At 65.0% G+C, this 18,693-nt stretch carries 16 protein-coding genes; 7 read left to right on the top strand and 9 right to left on the bottom strand.

Translation table 11 applies throughout. The features are described 5' to 3' along the window. Positions 1-64: 64 nt before the first annotated feature. On the top strand, positions 65-490 hold the full coding sequence (locus tag GCN78_RS22480) for a VanZ family protein (protein WP_152253687.1): 426 nt from the start codon (positions 65-67) through the stop codon (positions 488-490). Positions 491-513: 23 nt separating this feature from the next. Here GCN78_RS22480 and GCN78_RS22475 read toward each other — a convergent pair whose 3' ends face one another. Beyond that, positions 514-792 (bottom strand): hypothetical protein, encoded by a 279-nt coding sequence (locus GCN78_RS22475; protein ID WP_152253686.1) that lies wholly within the window; start codon positions 790-792, stop codon positions 514-516. 221 nt (positions 793-1,013) lie between these two features. Between GCN78_RS22475 and GCN78_RS22470 the strand changes: the two genes are divergently transcribed. Continuing rightward, entirely contained in the window at positions 1,014-1,487 is a 474-nt protein-coding gene (locus GCN78_RS22470) for a hypothetical protein (RefSeq protein WP_152253685.1), read from the top strand. 136 nt (positions 1,488-1,623) lie between these two features. Here GCN78_RS22470 and GCN78_RS22465 read toward each other — a convergent pair whose 3' ends face one another. Together GCN78_RS22465 and GCN78_RS22460 are read right to left on the bottom strand one after the other, a co-directional pair. Beyond that, on the bottom strand, positions 1,624-2,751 hold the full coding sequence (locus tag GCN78_RS22465; protein WP_152253684.1) for a M24 family metallopeptidase: 1,128 nt from the start codon (positions 2,749-2,751) through the stop codon (positions 1,624-1,626). Positions 2,752-2,945: 194 nt separating this feature from the next. Continuing rightward, positions 2,946-4,451 (bottom strand): dipeptidase, encoded by a 1,506-nt coding sequence (locus GCN78_RS22460; protein ID WP_152253683.1) that lies wholly within the window; start codon positions 4,449-4,451, stop codon positions 2,946-2,948. 216 nt (positions 4,452-4,667) lie between these two features. Here GCN78_RS22460 and GCN78_RS22455 point away from each other — a divergent pair, with 216 nt between their 5' ends. Together GCN78_RS22455 and GCN78_RS22450 are read left to right on the top strand one after the other, a co-directional pair. After that, entirely contained in the window at positions 4,668-5,666 is a 999-nt protein-coding gene (locus GCN78_RS22455) for an LLM class flavin-dependent oxidoreductase (RefSeq protein ID WP_152253682.1), read from the top strand. A gap of 199 nt (positions 5,667-5,865) precedes the next feature. Then, positions 5,866-7,086 (top strand): MFS transporter, encoded by a 1,221-nt coding sequence (locus tag GCN78_RS22450; protein WP_152253681.1) that lies wholly within the window; start codon positions 5,866-5,868, stop codon positions 7,084-7,086. A 46-nt stretch (positions 7,087-7,132) separates the two neighbouring features. On the opposite strand, the gene GCN78_RS22445 is transcribed toward GCN78_RS22450, so the two are convergent. The 6 genes from GCN78_RS22445 to GCN78_RS22420 form a co-directional block, all read right to left on the bottom strand. Beyond that, positions 7,133-8,773 (bottom strand): M28 family peptidase, encoded by a 1,641-nt coding sequence (locus tag GCN78_RS22445; protein ID WP_152253680.1) that lies wholly within the window; start codon positions 8,771-8,773, stop codon positions 7,133-7,135. Positions 8,774-8,911: 138 nt separating this feature from the next. Further along, positions 8,912-9,748 (bottom strand): HDOD domain-containing protein, encoded by an 837-nt coding sequence (locus GCN78_RS22440; RefSeq protein WP_099379493.1) that lies wholly within the window; start codon positions 9,746-9,748, stop codon positions 8,912-8,914. Between the two features lie 121 nt (positions 9,749-9,869). Then, entirely contained in the window at positions 9,870-10,946 is a 1,077-nt protein-coding gene (locus GCN78_RS22435; RefSeq protein ID WP_152253679.1) for a BMP family ABC transporter substrate-binding protein, read from the bottom strand. A 21-nt stretch (positions 10,947-10,967) separates the two neighbouring features. Next, positions 10,968-11,897 (bottom strand): ABC transporter permease, encoded by a 930-nt coding sequence (locus GCN78_RS22430; protein WP_152253678.1) that lies wholly within the window; start codon positions 11,895-11,897, stop codon positions 10,968-10,970. Then, on the bottom strand, positions 11,890-12,966 hold the full coding sequence (locus GCN78_RS22425; RefSeq protein ID WP_152253677.1) for an ABC transporter permease: 1,077 nt from the start codon (positions 12,964-12,966) through the stop codon (positions 11,890-11,892). Before GCN78_RS22425 ends, GCN78_RS22430 begins: the two co-directional genes overlap by 8 nt. Beyond that, complete coding sequence (locus GCN78_RS22420; protein ID WP_152253676.1) at positions 12,959-14,473, bottom strand: ABC transporter ATP-binding protein; 1,515 nt, start codon at positions 14,471-14,473, stop codon at positions 12,959-12,961. The genes GCN78_RS22425 and GCN78_RS22420 overlap by 8 nt, the downstream gene beginning before the upstream one ends. 390 nt (positions 14,474-14,863) lie before the next feature. Here GCN78_RS22420 and GCN78_RS22415 point away from each other — a divergent pair, with 390 nt between their 5' ends. The 3 genes from GCN78_RS22415 to tssG all read left to right on the top strand — a co-directional run bounded on the left by GCN78_RS22415 (position 14,864) and on the right by tssG (position 18,672). After that, a complete protein-coding gene (locus GCN78_RS22415; RefSeq protein ID WP_413465229.1) occupies positions 14,864-15,727 on the top strand; it encodes an outer envelope protein in 864 nt (287 codons plus the stop codon). A 78-nt stretch (positions 15,728-15,805) separates the two neighbouring features. Continuing rightward, complete coding sequence (tssF, locus tag GCN78_RS22410) at positions 15,806-17,662, top strand: type VI secretion system baseplate subunit TssF (RefSeq protein ID WP_152253675.1); 1,857 nt, start codon at positions 15,806-15,808, stop codon at positions 17,660-17,662. After that, positions 17,626-18,672 (top strand): type VI secretion system baseplate subunit TssG, encoded by a 1,047-nt coding sequence (gene tssG, locus GCN78_RS22405; protein WP_152253674.1) that lies wholly within the window; start codon positions 17,626-17,628, stop codon positions 18,670-18,672. Before tssF ends, tssG begins: the two co-directional genes overlap by 37 nt. Positions 18,673-18,693 lie beyond the last annotated feature (21 nt).

The raw sequence follows: 18,693 nt of genomic DNA, 5'->3' as shown, positions 1-18,693 counted from the left end.
CAAAAACATGGTGGCGCGCCATGCGCATGATATTGTGACTGCCTTTCCACCGTCCTGACGCATCATGCCCGCACTATTTCTGGAACTCTGTTTTGCCGACAGTTATGAACGCCTGCGCTACCGCACCGCGCTGCTGCTGTATGTCCTGGTGATCCTGATCGGCGACATCCCCGGCGTGCGCGCGGACGTGGGCCAATATGCGTCTGGCGGCGTGCTGCATTCCCTCGGCTATGGCGTGCTGGCCCTGATCCTGTTCAGCGGCACGGGCGGCGGGATGGCGCGCCGCGCGCTGTTGTCGGTACTGATGGTGGCGGCCATGGGCGCGCTGGACGAATTCATCCAGAGTTTCCTGCCTTACCGCCATGGCGCCGTCAGCGACTGGGTGGTCGATATCACGGCCGCGACGGCGGTCTGCCTGCCGCTGTATTTCCTCTGGCCGAAAATGGTCGCCACCGCCCTGGGCAAGGACGCGCCGCTGCCCGAAGCCTGAACGGGGGGGATGACGCGCGTCCGTCAGGCGCGGTCCGCTTCGCTATCCTGCAATTCCAGCCGCAACTGTCCCTGGCTGCGCGTGCCCAGGCGCCGTATCAGGGCGCGCGCCTCGCGCCGGCTGCCGGCGCCCATGGCGCGTGCCGCATCGCGCTGCATGTCGAGCAACTGTTCCGAGCGCGCCAGCCGCACCAGGCCATGCAAGGCCTGGGCCAATACATGGCGCGCACGGGCATCGCGCGCGGTGCCGCCGACGGCCTGCACCAACTCATCGATCAGTTTTGCGGTAGGACCAGATGACATTTTTTCTCCCGATTGAACAGTGAGGAAACGTGCGGATACCCGAAATGGTGATTGCCAGCATCGTTTATACCAAGCACGGCAATTAGATGCTTGATCTAGCTCAATCGACAATGACGGCTGCCGAACATCCCTGTTCCGCCATGCTCTTACATGCAGCAATCGCCGCTATCCGCAATCACCGCGGGTGCCGATCCTGAGTGTGCGACCATGAGGAGACCAAGATGAGATCGAAAACAACCCTGCTGCTGACCGGCCTGACATGCGCCCTGCTGGCGGCCTGCCATTCCACGGAGAATGCCAGCCTGGCGCGCAGCAATAGCGGCGAGACCTATGCCGCGCCGGCTGGCACGACGCCGCAAAGCAGCACGCCGGCCAGCAGCACGGCCAGCATCGATACCGGCAACGCCATGAGCAACGAGATGGCGCAGTCGACCCAGTCCACCATGAACATCAGTTACGCGACGCTGCAATCGATAGAAACCGTGCCGCGCAGCATGGAGCAAGGCAGTGCCGACATGCAGGCGGGCACGTCAGGCACGGCCGGCACCACCTCGGGCGCGGCGGGCAATATGCTGTACCGCGTCACCTTGCGCCTGGACGACGGCACGACGCGCACCTTTGTGCAAAATACCCAGCCCGCCTTCCAGATCGGTGAGCGGGTCACCGTGCAGAAAGGCGTGATGCAGCGCTATTGACCGGTTCAGGGCCTTGCCGATGCGGGCCGATTTCCTCCGCACCTGGCCGCACTCGGCAAGCATCCGGCACGCCTTCGGCACGCACTGAGTGCGCAGTTGGCACGCAGTTGGCACAGTTGGCACGCAGTTGCTATTCTCAGGCCAGCGCCAGGGTCAGCGGCCGGCTGCGCCCCTGCACCACGGCGGAGGGCCAGGCCGGGTCGTGCGTCAGGTTGTGCAACTGGCTGCCGTCAAGCAAAAACGTGTCTTCCACTGTGCTGCCGGGCAGGCTGGGGTGGAAGGCCAGCGCCATGCCCCGCTTGAGGATGATTTCCGTGTGCGCGCCGGCCACCACTTCGGGCGCCAGGTAGCCATGGATACCGCCCTGCCGGCTCGTGCGCACCGTATCGGGCTGGCCTGCATATGCGTAGGCGCTGTCGAGTGCGTGATACACCATGCTCAGCGCATGGCCCGTTTCGCAAGCGTCGAGCGCCACCGCTTCCAGCGCCAGCATGGCCGCATCGGCATCGTCCATGGCCACCGCCGCGCCGTCAACCCGATGCTGCGCTGGACCGAAGCGCCGTTGACGGCTGAGACTGGCGCACAGGCCAAAACGCCGCGCGCACAGGGCCAGCACGGCTTGCGCGCCCAGCATCACCTGGGCTGGGGGCGCGCGCCGATAACGCTGCCGGCGGTCTTCGCCGCTGACCAGCACGTGCACGGCTTGCAAGCCCCGCAGCCACAGCGCGCGCACGCACGCGGCAGCCAGTTCCTGCTCGCTCCAGTCGGGGCGGGCCTGGCGCAGCGCATCCGCGGCCGCGCCGGCAGCCAGCTGCCCCACCTGCCGGTAGCGCTGCTGCTCCGATTCCAGCAGCACCAGCCGCTCTTCGCGCAAGGCCACAGGCAAGCTGCGTTCGTGCAAACCCGGCCGGTCGGACAGGACCGGCGCGCCGCCGGCCGCATGCTGCACGAAATGCTCGCGCAATTCATACAGCTGCGGCTGCATCCAGGGCGACACTTGCCAGGTCCATGGCCCGCGCACTTCCTCCTCGCGCATGCGCATGGCTTCGGCTTCGTCCGTCAGGATGTAGGCGGCGCCACGCGTCACCAGCACTTCAGAGCAGCCGCACTCTGCCGTATGGCAATGGCTGTTCGACGCGCCCGCCGTGGCCCACGCAAACCAGTCCACGCCGCGCAGGCGCACGGCGCCGGCCCGCTCCTGTTCCAGCCAGCCCCGCATCTGCGCCAGCTTGTGCCCCACTTCCAGTTCCAGCGGCCAGTTCATGACCGCCCCTCGTGCGGGCTCCGGCGTGGCGCCACCCCGCCGGCCCTGCCTGGCACCAGCCGGGCGTCCTGTTGTTCATGCATAGCTGCTCCCTTCCTACATGGAAACGTAAGACCGGCGCCCACATGAAAAGTTCAGTGCCCGGATGCGTCTCAGGCTTGCAGTCTATGACTTCCCTCTATTTTTGCAAGCGGCTATTTCGCCAGTTCGATCAGCACGGCCGTGTACATCTGCAAGTTCAACAGCAACTGCTTTTCCGTGATGAACTCATGTTCGGAGTGCCCCGTGTAGACGGTGTGCGGCATGGCCGGGCCAAAGCTGACGGCGTTCGGGAACAGCCGTGAATTGGTGCCGCCGCCGATGGCCACCGGTTGCGGCTTCGCCATGCCCGTATAGTGCGCGAAGACGGACAATAACGTGGGAATCTGCGGCGCGTCCGTCTGCAGCCACGGCTCGCCGATCTGTACCTGCAGGGTGGCCGGCACGTGGCGCCGCGCCTTCCAGCCATCGAAGGCGGCCGTCACCTGCTGCTGCAGCACGGCCGCCGTCTTGCCTTGCGGACGGCGCAGGTTGATGTTCAGTTCCAGCGCGCCGCCATCTTGCTTGAGCACGGTAGGCGCCACCGTCATCGGTCCCATGAAGCCGTCGCGGTAGGCGATCTGGCCGAAGCGCTCGCCGTGGATGCCCGTGCCCACCAGCTCATTCAGGAACGACAGCATGTCGGCCGCCTGCGTGCCCTGCCATGGCTGCACGGCCAGCGCGTCGGCCAGCATGCTGATGGCGTTGACGCCGTCTTCCGGCTTCGACGAGTGGGCCGACACGCCCAGCGCCGTCACCGTCAGGGTGTCGCCGTCGCGCGCATAGCTGTAGCGCACGCCCTGCTGGCCCTGCGCGCGGGCGCGGATGGCCGCTTCCAGCGCAGCCGGCGCACGGCCGATCACGGCTTGTGCGTCTTCCGGGATCTGGCTGCCGAAAAAGCCGCCCGTCAGTCGCGTCAGCACGGGGCCGCCATCGGCCGGCAAGGCCGTGCGCGGCGGCAGGGTCAGCTTGATCGAGCCATACCCCTTCTCGGCCGTCACCACCGGATATTCCGCATCGATGGTGATGTTGACCTGTGGCGGCGTATGGGTTTTCAGGAACTGTTTCAACGGCTCCCAGTCCGACTCCTCGGCCATGTAGACATACAGCTCGATGCGCTTGCTCAGCGGCACCTGCTTGTCCTGGATGGCTTTCATCGCATACAGGGCCGTGGCGATCGGTCCCTTGTCGTCTTCCGTGCCCCGTCCCAGCAGTTTTCCAGGCTCGCTGGTGCGGTCCAGCTCGAATGGCGAACGGGCCCACTTGGCGGGATTCACGGGCTGCACGTCGCCATGCGTGATCACGCCCACGCGCTCGCTGCCGCTGCCCATGCCGATGATCACCACATGGCCGTGATCCTGAAAATCGAATCCCAGGCGCTGCGCCTCGGCCGCCAGATAGCGCTTGAAGCCCGTGTGCTGGGGATGGTCGGCAAAGGGCACGGCCGGGTCGGCCACCGTGTTGTAGCTGATCATCTTCGCCAGGCTGGCGATCAGCGGTTCGGGATAGGTGGCCAGCGCGTAGCGGGCCGTTTCCTGCGCCTGCAGGCTGACGGGCGCGGCGTGGACGGAGGACTGCAGCAGCAGGCCGATCAGGGACAGCAAGACAGGTTTCTTGAACATGGGACGGCGCATGAAGTTGGGAGGCACACTCTAGCATTGCCTTGCCCGCTTTCCAATCAACACGAGTTTTTTACCGATCAGTACGCAAATTCGCGATTCGCATTATGATGTGCACAGCCTGTCTTCCCCGCCACGCTGTCCTGGGTGACCCTGCCAGCGTCAGGGGATAGACAAATCGTCCATTGTGATTTTCCACCACGTCCCGATATCGCTACCATGATTCCATTTTCCATACTCGATCTGGCCCCCATCGCCGAAGGCAGCGACGCCAGCCAGTCGTTCAAGAACACGCTCGACCTGGCGCAGCACGGCGAACGCTGGGGCTATCACCGCTACTGGCTGGCCGAACACCACGGCATGCCCGGCATCGCCAGCGCCGCCACGGCCGTCGTCATCGCCCATGTGGCGGCCGGCACGAAGACCATCCGCGTGGGCGCGGGCGGCGTGATGCTGCCGAACCACTCGCCGCTGGTCATCGCGGAACAGTTCGGCACCCTGGAAGCGCTGCACCCGGGCCGCATCGACCTGGGCCTGGGCCGCGCGCCCGGCTCCGACCAGACGACGGCGCGCGCGCTGCGCCGCGACCTGCAATCCGACGCGGAACAGTTTCCGCAAGACGTGCTGGAATTGATCGACTACATGTCCGACGAGCCGCGCCAGCGCGTGCTGGCCGTGCCCGGCAAGGGCGCGAAAGTGCCCGTGTGGATACTGGGGTCGAGCCTGTTCGGCGCCCAGCTTGCCGCCCACCTGGGCTTGCCGTATGCATTCGCCTCGCATTTCGCGCCGCAAATGATGATGCAAGCCGTGGCGTATTACCGCGAACACTTCAAGCCGTCAAAACAATTGGCGAAACCGTACGTGATGCTGGGCTTTAACGTCTTCGCCGCCGACACGGACGCGGAGGCGCACCTGCGCGCCACCTCGATGCAGCAAGCGTTCGTCAACCTGCGCACGGGCCGCCCGTCGCGCCTGCAGCCGCCCGTGCCCGGCTACCTGGAGCAATTGGGTCCGCAGGAACGCGCCATGCTCGATTCCGTGCTGTCGTGCACGGCCATCGGCGCGCCGGAGACCGTCAAGGCGAAGATGGCCGCCTTCATTGCCGAGACGGGCGCCGACGAGCTGATGATCACCTCGCAGATTTTCGAGCACCAGCAGCGCCTGCGCTCGTATGAAATCACGGCGCAGGTGCATGCGGAGCTGGCCCGGCAACAGTAACTGACAATTTTCCTCCCTCGGTATTTCCCCAAATACCCTTTTCCCGGCCGTCGGCAACGATCGCCGGGATTTTTTTGTCGGCCGTTTGGCCTGCACGGTTTCCTTCCACCCCGCCGTAAAATCGGCCGCGCCCGGCAAGAAATGCGCCACCCCGCTATCATGCTCGTCCAAAAGCGTCATTCCAAGAAAGTTGTATCGCATGAAATCTGCACCATCCACTATCGACGCCAGCGCCCTGCTGACGTCGACACGCATCCTGTTGTTCGCCCTGTCCGCCGGCGTGCTCGTCGCCAGCCTGTATTACGTGCAACCGCTCACTTCCATGCTGGCCGCCTCGTTTGGCGTGAGTGTGCCGCAAGCGGGCTACCTGGTCACGGCCACGCAGATCGGCTACGTGCTGGGCATCGTCTTCCTCGTGCCGCTCAGCGACGTGCTGAACCGCCGCCAGTTGCTGACGTGGATGCTGATCGCCAAGATCGGCGCCCTGCTGCTGGCCGCGACCAGCCAGAACATCATCGTCTTTGCCATCGCCAGCGTCTTGATGGGCATCACATCCAGCGCCTTGATGGTGGTCACGGCCATGGTGGCGTCGTATGCGCCGGACCACAGCCGGGGCCGCATGGTAGGCACCGTCATGACGGGCTTGTTGTTGGGGATTCTGCTGGCGCGTACCGTCTCCGGCACGGTGTCGCAGATCAGCGGCGGCTGGCGCACCGTCTACGTACTGGCCGCCATCGTCGTCGCGGCCCTGCTCGTCATGCTGCGCCGCATCCTGCCCAACGAGGCGCCGCGTGGCAAGCTGCAGTACGGAAAATTGATGGCCTCGCTGGCCGACATCATCCGCCAGGAACCGCTGCTGCGCCAGCGCGCCCTGTTCTCGGGCCTGGGCCTGGGCACCTTCAGCGTGTTCTGGACGGGCCTGACCTTCTTGCTCAGCGGCGCGCCGTACCACTACTCGGAAATGCAGATCGGCCTGTTCGGCCTGGCCGGCGCCACGGGCGCGTTTGCCGCCAACACGGCGGGCCGCATGGCCGACCGTGGCTATGCGCGCCAGGCCACGTGGCTGCTGGCTGTCGCCTCGATCGCGGGCTGGGCCCTGATCGGCTTTGGCGCCCACTCGCTGGTGCTGCTGCTGATCGGCATCGTCCTGCTGGACATGGGCGTGATGGGCCTGCAAGTGACGCACCAGTCGATCATCTATAAGCTGGCGCCGCATGCGCGGGCGCGCGTCACCACCGTGTTCATCGCGGGCGGCTTCATCGGCGCGTCGGCAGGCTCGGCGCTGGCCAGCGCCAGCTTCGCCGCCGGCGGCTGGCCCGCCCTGTGCATGGTCGGCGGCGCCATGCCGCTGCTGATGCTGCTGGTGTGGAGCAAGTACCGCCACACGCAGCGCAGACTGGAACGGACAAGCGCCACCTGAACCAGCGCGAAAAAAAACCGCTCCACCGAGCGGTTTTTTTACGTCCTTACTTCGCTGGCGCGCGCGCCTTGCCAAACGCATCACCCGCCTTCCAGGCCGGCATCTTCGCGCCATTCGCCACGGCTTGCCCCAGGTTCAGGGTGAATTGCGCCTGCTGCGTCATGCCGGACAAATCCCAGCTGGCATCGTACTCATCGGTGACTTGATGGTAGCGGGGGCCGTAGGCAGCCGCCTTGGCTTTCGACGCTGCCACGTCCTTGATGTACTCGCGTCCGCCATTGATGGAAAATGCGGGCACGCCCGCCTTGGCAAAGCTGAAATGGTCGCTGCGGAAATAGCCGCCCGCCAGGTCGGGGCGCGCTGGCGCGATGTGCATGCCCATGGATTTCGCCACCGTGGCGGCCATGGCGCCCAGCTCCGTGCGCTCGCTGCCCTGCGCGCCGATGTCGTGCGTGGCACCGACAAAGTTCAGACTGTCCAGGTTCAGCGCGGCCGCCGTCTTGTTCAAGGGCCACAACGGGTCGGCCGCGTAGGCGGCGCTGCCCAGCAAGCCCTGCTCTTCGGCCGCCACCCACAGGAAGATCTGCGTGCGCTTCGCCGGCTGTTTCACGGCTTCCTGCGCCATGGCCAGCAAGCCCGCCGTGCCGGACGCATTGTCGACGGCACCGTTGTAGATGGTGTCGCCCGCTTTTTCGTCATCCTTGCCCTGCTTGCCCAGGTGGTCCCAATGGCCGCTGTAGATGACGGCTTCATCCTTCAATACCGGATCGGTGCCCGGCACCATGCCGGCGATATTGAACTGTTCCACCTTGCGCACGGCGGACTTCATTTCGCCCGACAGTTTGGCATTCAATGCGACGGCCTTGAAGTCCTTGCTTTCCGCTTGCGCGCGCAAGGCGTCCAGGTCCTGACCGCCGGCCGCGAACAAGCGGCGCGCCGCCTCTTCCGCGATCCAGCCCTGCAGCGGCGTGCCGGCCGTGCGGTCGGCCAGCTGGAAGCGCTCGCTGCCGCTCCAGCTATTCTGCACCACGCTCCAGTCATACGAAGCCGATGGTTTCGTGTGGATCAGCAATACGCCAGCGGCGCCCTGGCGCCTGGCTTCCTCGAATTTGTAGGTCCAGCGGCCGTAATAGGTCAGCGCCTTGCCGGCAAAACGGTTCGGATCAAGCGCGGTCGGTTGCGGGTCGTTGACCATCATGACGACGATCTTGTCTTTGACATCGACACCCTTGAAATCGTTCCAGCCTTCTTCCGGCGCCGTGATGCCGTAGCCGACGAACACGAGCGGCGCATCGAAGGTATGCGTGGCAACGGAGTCGCCCGTGGCCCACACCCAGTCCGGGCCGAACGCCAGCGGCACGGCCTTGCCGCCCGCCACGGCGTGCAGGCTGCTCTCTTGCGGCAGCGACTTCACGCCGGCGATCCGCACGCTCTGGCGGTAGCTATTGCCGCGCACGGGTTGCAGTCCGGCCATCTGCGCCTGGGTTTCCAGGTAAGCCACCGTCAGGTCGGCGCCGCGCTGGCCCGTGCCCCGGCCTTCCAGCAAATCGTTGGACAGGAAGGCCAGGTGGGCGCGCAGGGGCGCTTCCTGCACCACGGGCAAGCCGGTGGCGGCGTGTGCGGAAAACGCCAGCGCCAGACTGGAAGCGAGCGCCGTGACGGCCAGGGAAGAAAACAGCTTCTGCATAAGATCCTTTGGGTAAGAGGAGGAAAGCGGTCCGGCGGATAGCCGGGCCGGCGATTGTATGCCATGGGGAAAGATGGCTCAAAATGCGGACGAAAAAAATCCCCGCGGCAAAGGCGGGGATGGGTGCGCGCGAGAAATTTACACCAGCAAGGCCGCCGCCAGCGATTCGATCTCTTCCGCCGATTCTTCGAGGATGGTGTGCAGGGTGCTGCCGCCGATGCCGAAGTCGATCTTCGCCGCCGCCTGGCGCCGCGCGGCGCTTTCCGGCGGGTGCAGGGGCGAGCCGACGGGCGACAGATCGTTGGCCAGCACCAGGGTCGCGCCCAAGGTGCGGGGCGGGAACGGGCTGCCGCCATGCCACATGCCTTCCACTGCCTGCAAGACCATGTCGGGCACTTGCAGCTGGCGCAGCACGCCGCGGCCGATCAGCTTTTCGCCGTATTCGATCCAGTCTTCGGTATTGTCGTCCAGCAAGCCTGGATACTCCTCGGCGCGCGACAGCAGATAAAAGCCGCCCACTTCGTGCACGATGGCGGCGAACATGGCCGTTTCCACGTCGACATGGGTGACTTTGCGCGCAATCACCTGGCTCAGCGCGGCTACGTGGGCCGTGTGTTCCCACAGCTTGGCCGCCTTGGCGCGCAATTGCGGGTCCGTGATCTGGCTGCCCAGTTGGCGCACGATGACGGACGCCACCATCGATTTCAACGTGGCAAAGCCCAGGCGCGAGACGGCCGCGCGCACATTGGCGATTTCATTGCCGGAACGGTTGTAGGCGGCCGAGTTGGCCAAGGCCACGACCCTGGCCGACAGCAGCGGCTCGGCCATGACCATGCGGGCGGCCGCTTCGATATGGCAATCGGGGTCGTCCAGCGCTTCCTGCAACTTCAAGGTGGCCTTGACGTTGGCGGGGAACGTCAGCTCGCCCTTGCTCGCTTGCAGCGCGATAATCTTGAATACTTCCAGTCTGTCCATGGGTCAATCTCCGGTACGGGCCTGTTCAGGCTCTGCTGTGTGGATGGGCCGGGAAGGCGCACTGCGTCCCGGCCCTGCTCCCGTTTCCGGCAATATTACAGCAAGTTTATGCCCAAACCTATTACTTTCCGGAAACTTTCCCTGCCACGCCTTCGACAAAATAATCCATCTTCGTCAGCGCCGCATCGTCCAGCGCGCCTTTGTCCAGGCGCACCTTGCCATCGTTATCCTTGATCGGCGCGCTGAAAGGATTGAGCTTGCCAGCAACCAAGTCTTTCTCGCGCGCCAATACAAACTGTTTCACGTCGGCGGGCACGGCGGCGTTAATGCCTTCCAGCTTGACCATGCCATCCTTGATGCCGCCCCAGGTGCTGCTGGACTTCCACGTACCGTCGAGCACGGCCTGCGCCTGCTTCGTGTAGTACTCGCCCCAATGGTGGGTGACGGCGGCCAGCTGCGCCTTCGGACCGTACTTCTTCATGTCCGAGTGATAGGCGATCGCATACTTGCCCTTCTCTTCCGCCGCCTGCACCACGGCGGTCGAGTCCGTGTGGTGGGTGACCACGTCGGCGCCCTGGCCGATCAGGGTGATGGCCGCGTCGCGCTCCTTGCCCGGATCGAACCAGCTATTCACCCACACCACTTTCACTTCCGCCTTCGGGTCGACGCTGCGCATGCCGCGCGTGAAGGCGTTCACTCCCTGCAACACTTCCGGGATGGGAAACGCCGCCACGTAGCCGGCCACATGGGTCTTGCTCATCTTGCCTGCCAACACGCCGGCCAGGTAGCGGCCCTCGTAGAAACGGGCGTTGGTATTGGCCACGTTGACGGCCGTCTTGTACCCCGTCAAATGAATGAACTTCACATTAGGAAATTGCTTCGCCACTTTCAAGGTGGGATTCATGTAGCCGAACGACGTCGTGATGACCAGCTTGCTGCCCGTTTGCGCCAGGTCGCGGATCACCCGTTCCGCATCGGCGCTTTCCGGCACGTTTTCCACGTATTTGGTGGTGATCTTGTTGCCCAGCGCCTTTTCCATTTCCTTGCGCGCCAGGTCATGCTGCGTGGTCCAGCCCGCGTCGCCGATGGGGCTGATATACACGAAGCCGACGTTCAACGGGGCGGCGGCGGGTGCGGCGGCCATGGCGGGCATCAAAATGACACTGCAAACGGCGGCGCACAATAGTTTCTTGGACATGGTTTTCCTTGTGGTGAGTGATTAATTTCCGGGATTGAAATTTTTCCCCAGCGAAGCGGGCATGTTGAGCTTGATGTAATTGGCATTGCTGGAAATGAGCACGAGCACGACGATGGCCGCCACATACGGCAGCATCGACAGCAGTTGCGAGGCGATGGGCACGCCCAGCGCCTGCGCGTGGAAAGTCAATATCGTGATGCCGCCGAACAGGTAGGCGCCGCCCACCACGCGCGCCGGGCGCCAGGTGGCAAAGGTGGTCAGCGCCAGCGCGATCCAGCCCCGCCCCGCCACCATGCCCTCGACCCACAGCGGCGTGTAGACGAGCGACAAAAAGGCGCCGGCCAGGCCGCAGCAGGCGCCGCCGAACAGCACGGCCGCCAGGCGGATGCGCCGCACGGGGTAGCCGAGCGCATGCGCGGAAGACGGCGACTCGCCCACGGCGCGCAGCACCAATCCGGCCCGCGTGCGGTACAAAAACCAGGCGATGGCCAGGCACAGCAGCAAGGACAGATACACCATCGCATGCTGGCGGAACAGGGCCGGCCCCAGCACGGGAATGTCTTCCAGGTAAGGGATGCCGAAGCGGCCATTCTGCAAGCTGTTGCCCACATATTTCAAGCCGATATACGTGGATGCGCCCGCGCCGAACAGCGATAAAGCCAGGCCCGTCGCATACTGGTTCGTGCCCAGCCATACGGTCAGCCAGGCAAAGAAGCCGGACAGCAGCATGCTGGCGCCCGCCCCGGCCAGAAAGCCCAGCGCGGGACTGCCCGTGTTGACGGCCACGGCAAAGCCCGTGATGGCCGAGACCAGCATCATGCCTTCCGCGCCCAGGTTCACCACGCCCGCCTTCTCATTGACCAGCAGGCCCAGCGCGGCGAGCATCAGCGGCGTGCCCGCGTTGATGCTGGCGGCGATCAATGGCGCGATGGTGAGTGCCAGGTTATCCATGTTTCCTCCAGCGCAATTTATATTGGATCAGCACGTCGCAGGCGAGCAAGGCGAACAGCAAGATGCCCTGGAACACGCCCGTGATGGCGCTGGGCAAACCGAGGCGCGATTGCGCCAGTTCGCCGCCGATATAGAACAGGGCCATGACGAAGCTGGAAAAGAGTACGCCGACCGGATGCAGGCGCCCCACAAAGGCGACGATGATGGCGGCAAAGCCGTAGCCGGGCGAGACCGTGGGCGTGAGCTGCCCCATCGGTCCCAGCACTTCGCAGGCGCCCGCCAGGCCGGACAGGGCGCCGCAGATCAGCAAGGACGACCATAGCGTCTTGCGCGAGGAAAAGCCCGCATACCGCGCGGCGGCCGGCGCCATGCCGCCCACGCGCAGGCGAAAACCTGAAATGCTGCGCGACAGGTACAGCCAGCCACCCAAGGAGGCCAGCAAGGCAAACACGATACCCACGTGCAAGCGCGTGTCGCTGATCACCATCGGCAACAGCAAGCCGTCGGACAGCAGTTTCGACTGGGGAAAATTAAACCCTTCCGGGTCGCGCAGCACACCATACACGAGATAGCTGAGCAGCAATTGGGCGATGTAGACGAGCATCAGCGAAACGAGGATTTCGCTGGCGTTGTAGCGGTCGCGCAGCCAGGCCACCAGCCCCGCCCACACCATGCCGCCCGCCATGCCGGCCAGCAGGGAGACACCGATGATGGCCGCGCCGCCCACGCCGTCATCGAGGTACAGGGCCGCCGCGCCGCCGCAGATGGCGCCCAGGGTCAGTTGCCCTTCCGCGCCGATGTTGTAGATGTTGGCGCGAAAACAGATGGCCAGACCGACGGCGATCAAGAGCAGGGGCGCCACCTTGAGCCCCAGCTCGGACCAGCCGTGCGCGTCGCGCAAGGGTTCCACGAAAAAGACGGCCAGTCCCGCCAGCGGATCGTGTCCCAGCGCCATGAACAGCAGCGCGCCGCACAGCACGGTCAGCAGCACGGCCAGCACGGGTGACAGCCACGACATCAACCGCGACGGTGTGGGTCGGGCTTCCAGGCGCAAGGCAAACTTAGCCATGGATGGCCTCCTGCGGCCACAGCCCGCTCATCCATTGTCCCACCTGCGCCACGCTGGCATCGGCCACGTCGAGCGACGGCGAGATTTTTCCCTTCGCCATCACCAGCAGGCGGTCGCTGATCTCGAACAATTCATCGAGTTCTTCCGACACGACGAGCAGCGCGCAACCCGCGTCGCGCAAGGCCAGCAATTCGGCGCGGATTTGCGCGGCCGCGCCCACGTCCACACCCCAGGTCGGCTGCGCCACCACCAGCACGGTGGGTTCGCGCATGACTTCGCGTCCGACTATGTATTTCTGCAAGTTACCGCCCGACAGGCTGCGCGCCAGCGCCTGCGGCCCGCCCGCCTTCACCTGGAAGCGGGCGATGATGGCGGCCGCGCGCTGCGCGATGACCTTGTGGCGCAGGAAGCCGTGGCGGATGGTGGCCGGGGTCTGCAAGCTGAGCAGCACATTGTCGGCCAGGGACATGTCGGGCACGGCGCCCCGCCCCAGCCTTTCCTCCGGCACGAAACCGAAGCCCAAGACGCGTCGGCGTCCCGGCGGCAAGCGTCCCGCCGGCGTGCCGCTCAGCACGATGCTGGCGGAGGCTGCGCGCATGTCTTCGCCCGACAGGGCGGCCAGCAATTCCTGCTGGCCATTGCCGGACACGCCAGCGATGCCGACGATCTCGCCCGCGCGCACGTCAAAGCTGATGTCCGTCAACTGCGTGGCGAACGGATGGCTCTTCGCCAAGTCCAAACTCTTGACACTCAGCATGGTCGCGCCGGGCGTGCGCGCCACGCGCGTGACGGCGGGCGGCTCGGCGCCGATCATCATGCGCGACAGGCTGGCCGCCGATTCCTGCGTGGGGTCGCACACGCCCGCGTTCTTGCCGGCGCGCACCACCGTGCACGTGTGGCACAGGGCGCGGATCTCGTCGAGCTTGTGGCTGATGTACAGGATGCTGCAGCCTTCGGCCGCCAGCTGGCGCAAGGTGCCAAACAGTTTTTCCACGGCGCCCGGCGTCAGCACGGAGGTCGGCTCGTCGAGAATCAGCAGTTGCGGCTTGGCCAGCAAGGCGCGCACGATTTCCACGCGCTGGCATTCGCCCACGGAAAGCGTGTGCACGTGGCGCTGCGGTTCCAGGTCCAGGCCGTACTGGCGCGCCGTGTCTTCAATGCGCCGCGCCAGCTCGGCCATGTTAGTGCCGGCGGGCAAACCGAGGGCGATGTTTTCCGTCACGGTCAAGGTATCGAACAGGGAAAAATGCTGGAACACCATGGCGATGCCCAGCGCGCGCGCGGCCGACGGGTTGGCGATCTCGACTTCGCGGCCATTCCACAGGATGCGCCCGCCATCGGGCTGCACGGCGCCGTAGATGATTTTCATCAGGGTCGATTTGCCGGCGCCGTTTTCGCCGAGCACGGCATGGATCTGCCCGGGCACGACGGTGAGACAGATGCCGTCATTGGCCACCACGGCCGGATAACGCTTGCTGATATCGAGTAATTCCAGGCGTGCCGTCATTGTTTTTTTCGTGCCTCGCTGCGGGGTCGCCGGCATTGTCGCCGGTGGGAAAAATCAAGCTGTTGTCTCTATCGTATCGGCATCCGCGGCGCTTGGGGGATGGCGTGGCGGCGCGCATTTCTATTTCCGCAAAAAAACAACACCTGTATACAATTTTGAAAAAAATTATCAGCTTTACAGCGACCGCCTTGCCCCGCAAGGGCGAGAAGGTGCGATGATTATATGCAAGAAATGATAGTCAGTATGCAGACAAGACATATCGCCCGGCGCGGCGCTTCTCGCATCATGGATTGAACGGCGCGCTATTTTCCCCATCGCAACGCATCGTGCGGGCTACGCCCCCTGCCATCCCGAATATCCGTTTTTCAACACCGCCATCAGGAGCCGAAAGTGCCAAAAACCATACCGTGTCTATTGCTCTGCCTCACCGCCACCCTCGGCGTGGGCGCGACCGCCCAGGCTGCCGAATGGAGCGATACCGCGCTGAGCTGGCGCGCCGGCAATGATTACCGCGAACCGTTCAATCCGGACGACATCAAGAAAAACATCTTCGCCATCACGCATGCCAGCGGCTACAAATATGGCAGCAATTTCGTCAACCTCGATTTCCTGATCTCCGACAGCAAGGACCCAGGCGCGCTCGGTAAAACGTCCGGCGCGCAAGAGGCGTACCTGGTCTACCGCAACACCATCGACATCGGCAAGGTGCGCGGCAGCGACATCAAGTTCGGCCCCGTGCGCGGCGTGGGCGTTACCCTGGGCTTCGACGTCAACACGAAAAATGATGTCGGCTACAACTCGCGCAAGCGCATGCTGGTGGCCGGTCCCACGCTGATGTGGGACGTGCCCGGCTTCTTCAACACCAGTCTGCTGTTGCTGCGCGAAAGCAATGCCCCCAGCGGCGCCTTCCCGCCCATCTCGCAAGTGACGGGCCGCTACACGTATAAAACGCACGCCATGCTGACGGGCGCCTGGGCCATTCCCCTGTCGCCGCTGTTCTCGTTCGAAGGTTTCTTTAACCTCATCGATTCCAAAGGCAAGGATGAAGTGGGACGCGACACGGCGGTGGAAACGAATATCGACATGCAAGTGATGTACGACGTGGGCGCGGCACTGGGCAGCGCCAAGAACACCTTCCGCGTGGGCCTGGAATACCAGTACTGGAAGAACAAGTTCGGCAACTCGCCGGCCACCACCGGCAACGTGGGCCAGACGGCAAAGACGCCGATGGTGCGCGCGGAGTACCATTTCTAAAATTCATTGTCACGCATCAACACACACGGTCGCGCCTGATGCCAGCATGAAGCTTTCCTGCTGGCGGAGAGCGCGACCGTGGAACAACTATTGCCGTATTACGAGCGTGAGCTGGGCTTGTTCCGCCAGTACACGCGCGAGTTTTCCAGCCGCTATCCGAAGGCGGCCGGACGCCTGCTGATCGCCGGAGACACCTGCGAAGACCCGCATGTCGAGCGCCTGATCCAGTCCGTCGCCCTGCTCACGGCCAGGGTCGCCAAGCGCCTCGACGACGCCTATCCGCAATTTACCCATTCCCTGCTCGACACCCTGTACCCGCACTACCTGCGGCCCTTTCCCTCGTGCTCCATCGTGCGCATCGCCGCCGACGAGGCGCCGGGCGGCGGCCAGCTGGCCCAGGTGACGCATGTTGCGCGCGGCACGGTGCTGCGCTCGCAACCGGTGCAGGGCGTGGCGTGCAAGTTCACCAGCGCGTATGACGTGACCCTGGCGCCGCTGGCCATTTCGCGCCTGCATTTCTCACCGCTCATCGACGCGCCGCCCGGCCTGCGCCTGCCCGCCGGCGCCAGCGCCTTGCTCAGCATTCAACTCACCAGCGGCAGCGAACCTTACCATCTGGACCAGGCCGGCTTTTCCAGCCTGCGCCTGTTTGCCGATGGCGAACCGTCCGTGCGCGCGGCCCTGCTCGACGCCCTGTTCCTGCGCGGCGCGGGCGCCTACGTGGCGCTGGACGAGCACGGCCCGTGGCAAGCCGTCGACGGCACGCCGCTGGCGCCAGCCGGTTACGCAGAAAACGATGCGCTGGTCCCCTTCTCGTCCCGTTCGCACCCGGCCCTGCGCCTGCTGACCGAGTATTTCGCCTTTCCGGAAAAATTCCATTTCATCGATATAGCCTGGTCCCTGCTGGCGCCCTTGCTGCCGAAACAGTGCCGCCAGTTCACCTTGCACCTGCCGCTCAAGGGCGTGCGCAGCGACAGCCACGAGGCGCGCCTCTTGTCCGGTGTCAGCCGCGACAACCTCTTGCTGGGATGCACGCCCGTCGTCAACCTGTTCGCCAAGTCCGGCGTGCCGATCCGTCTCACGCATACCGAGCCCGACTACGCCCTGGTGGCCGATGCCACGCATGCGTTTGCCTACGACATCCACAGCATCGAGGCCGTCACCGTGGTCCGCAAGGACGAGGCCGGCGAGCGCCTGAGCACCTTCTTGCCGCTGTATGCCTCGCTGCAAGGCACCCAGGCCGAACATCAGCAGGAGCATCATGGCCAGTATTGGCTGGCGCGCCGCGATGAAACCGTGGCGGCCATCAGCCCCGGCCATGAAATGCGCCTGAGCCTGATCGACCCGCAGTTTTCCCCGGACAGCGCGGCCTGCGCCACCGTCTCGACGCAGCTGCTATGCAGCAACCGCGACTTGCCCACGCAGTTGCATTACGGCTTGTCCGGCGGCGACCTGCTGGCCGAGGATGTACCCGACGGCATCCCCGCGCGCTTCCTGCGCAAACCGTCACCGAGCATGCGCTTCCTGGCGGACACGCACTGGCGCCTGATCGCCCACCTGTCGCTCAATTATTCCAGCCTGACGCAATCGGGCCTGGGTGAATTCCAGAAAATGCTCAGCCTGTACGACCTGCCCCGCTCGCCCACCACGCAGCGTCTGATCCAGGGCATCGTCACGCTCGACCACGGCAGCACGCGCGCGTGGATGCCCACCGTGCCGTTCCCCACGCTGATGCCCGGCATCGCCATCCGCCTGGGCATCGACGAGCAAGCCTTCGCCGGCTGCAGCATCTATATTTTTGCCCAGGTGCTGCAGCGCTATTTCGCCCTGAACAGCCAGCTCAACTGCTTTAGCCAACTGACGCTGCTATCCCATCGCAGCGGCGAGGAGATCCTGCGATGCCCGGAACGCAGCGCCGACGCCACCCCAGCGTGATCCAGCAATTGCTCGACGCGCCGCAGCGCTTCGAGTGCTTCCAGGCGCTGCGCCTGCTGCTGGCGTGGCTGGCCGAACACGACATCGATGAACACACGGCGCTGGCGAAGTTCGTGCGCTTCGACAACAGCGTCTCGCTGCGCTTTCCGGCCAGCCAGATCGAGGCGCTCGCGACCAACGGCATAGCCGATGCCGACGCCCTGCTGCAAGCGCTGCTGTCCGGCCACGACCAGCACATCCACATCACGCCCGCCTTCATGGGCCTGCTGGGTTGCCAGGGCAGCTTGCCCTGCCACTATTCGGAGCGCATCGCCGCGCACCAGCATAGCGAGCGAGACACCAGTCCGCGGGCTTTTCTCGACCTGTTTTCCAGCCGCGCCGTGGCCCTGTTTTACCAGGCCTGGCACAAATACCGCATCGAGCAGGCCGGCCACGACGGTGCCTTCCTGTCGCGCCTGCTGGACCTGGCCGCGTGCAACCCGGGCCAGGGCCAGGACGAGGCGGCGGTCGGCCTGTACAGCGGCTTGCTCCAGCAGCGCAACATCTCGTCCATCGTCATGGCGCGCATCCTCGCCGACCACTTCGGCGTGCCCTGCCATATCGACGAGGCGACGGGCGCCATGGACGCACTGGCGCCGCGCGAACAAACGGCGCTGGGCATGGCCAACGCCGTGCTGGGCCAGCACGCCACCGTCGGCGCGCGCTGCCGCCGCCCCGACCTGGCCGTGCGCCTGCGCCTCGGCCCGCTCACGGCGCGGCAGCATGCCAGCTTCCTGCCGCGCGCGCCCGGCAGCGAGACGCTGCGGCACATGCTGATGCTGTTCGGCCAGCCGCTCGTGCGCTACGAGATCGTGCTCGTGCTGCGCGCCGGCGAGGTGCATGGCCTGTCCCTGCGTACCGGCGTTCAGGACGGCCTCGGCTGCAACAGCTTTCTCGGCAACGACGCCGCGCCGCGCCACCGCGACGACATGCATTACGAAATGCAATTGATGCCCTCGTTCAATGATTGATCCTTGCGGCCGCGCAAAACG

Origin of the sequence: Janthinobacterium rivuli, assembly GCF_009208735.1 — a bacterium.
Taxonomy (GTDB): Bacteria; Pseudomonadota; Gammaproteobacteria; order Burkholderiales; family Burkholderiaceae_D; genus Janthinobacterium.
Note: the sequence above shows the minus strand (reverse complement) of the source record. Positions and strands in the feature narration are given on the sequence as shown.

Bases quoted from the DNA above. Each gene is read 5' to 3' on its own strand.
- GCN78_RS22440 (WP_099379493.1), bottom strand. From the start codon at position 9,748: ATGGACAGACTGGAAGTATTCAAGATTATCGCGCTGCAAGCGAGCAAG.
- GCN78_RS22455 (WP_152253682.1), top strand. From the start codon at position 4,668: ATGATTCCATTTTCCATACTCGATCTGGCCCCCATCGCCGAAGGCAGC.
- GCN78_RS22475 (WP_152253686.1), bottom strand. From the start codon at position 792: ATGTCATCTGGTCCTACCGCAAAACTGATCGATGAGTTGGTGCAGGCC.
- GCN78_RS22445 (WP_152253680.1), bottom strand. From the start codon at position 8,773: ATGCAGAAGCTGTTTTCTTCCCTGGCCGTCACGGCGCTCGCTTCCAGT.
- GCN78_RS22460 (WP_152253683.1), bottom strand. From the start codon at position 4,451: ATGTTCAAGAAACCTGTCTTGCTGTCCCTGATCGGCCTGCTGCTGCAG.
- GCN78_RS22420 (WP_152253676.1), bottom strand. From the start codon at position 14,473: ATGACGGCACGCCTGGAATTACTCGATATCAGCAAGCGTTATCCGGCC.
- GCN78_RS22435 (WP_152253679.1), bottom strand. From the start codon at position 10,946: ATGTCCAAGAAACTATTGTGCGCCGCCGTTTGCAGTGTCATTTTGATG.
- GCN78_RS22480 (WP_152253687.1), top strand. From the start codon at position 65: ATGCCCGCACTATTTCTGGAACTCTGTTTTGCCGACAGTTATGAACGC.
- GCN78_RS22425 (WP_152253677.1), bottom strand. From the start codon at position 12,966: ATGGCTAAGTTTGCCTTGCGCCTGGAAGCCCGACCCACACCGTCGCGG.
- GCN78_RS22450 (WP_152253681.1), top strand. From the start codon at position 5,866: ATGAAATCTGCACCATCCACTATCGACGCCAGCGCCCTGCTGACGTCG.
- GCN78_RS22430 (WP_152253678.1), bottom strand. From the start codon at position 11,897: ATGGATAACCTGGCACTCACCATCGCGCCATTGATCGCCGCCAGCATC.
- GCN78_RS22465 (WP_152253684.1), bottom strand. From the start codon at position 2,751: ATGAACTGGCCGCTGGAACTGGAAGTGGGGCACAAGCTGGCGCAGATG.
- tssG (WP_152253674.1), top strand. From the start codon at position 17,626: ATGCCCGGAACGCAGCGCCGACGCCACCCCAGCGTGATCCAGCAATTG.
- GCN78_RS22470 (WP_152253685.1), top strand. From the start codon at position 1,014: ATGAGATCGAAAACAACCCTGCTGCTGACCGGCCTGACATGCGCCCTG.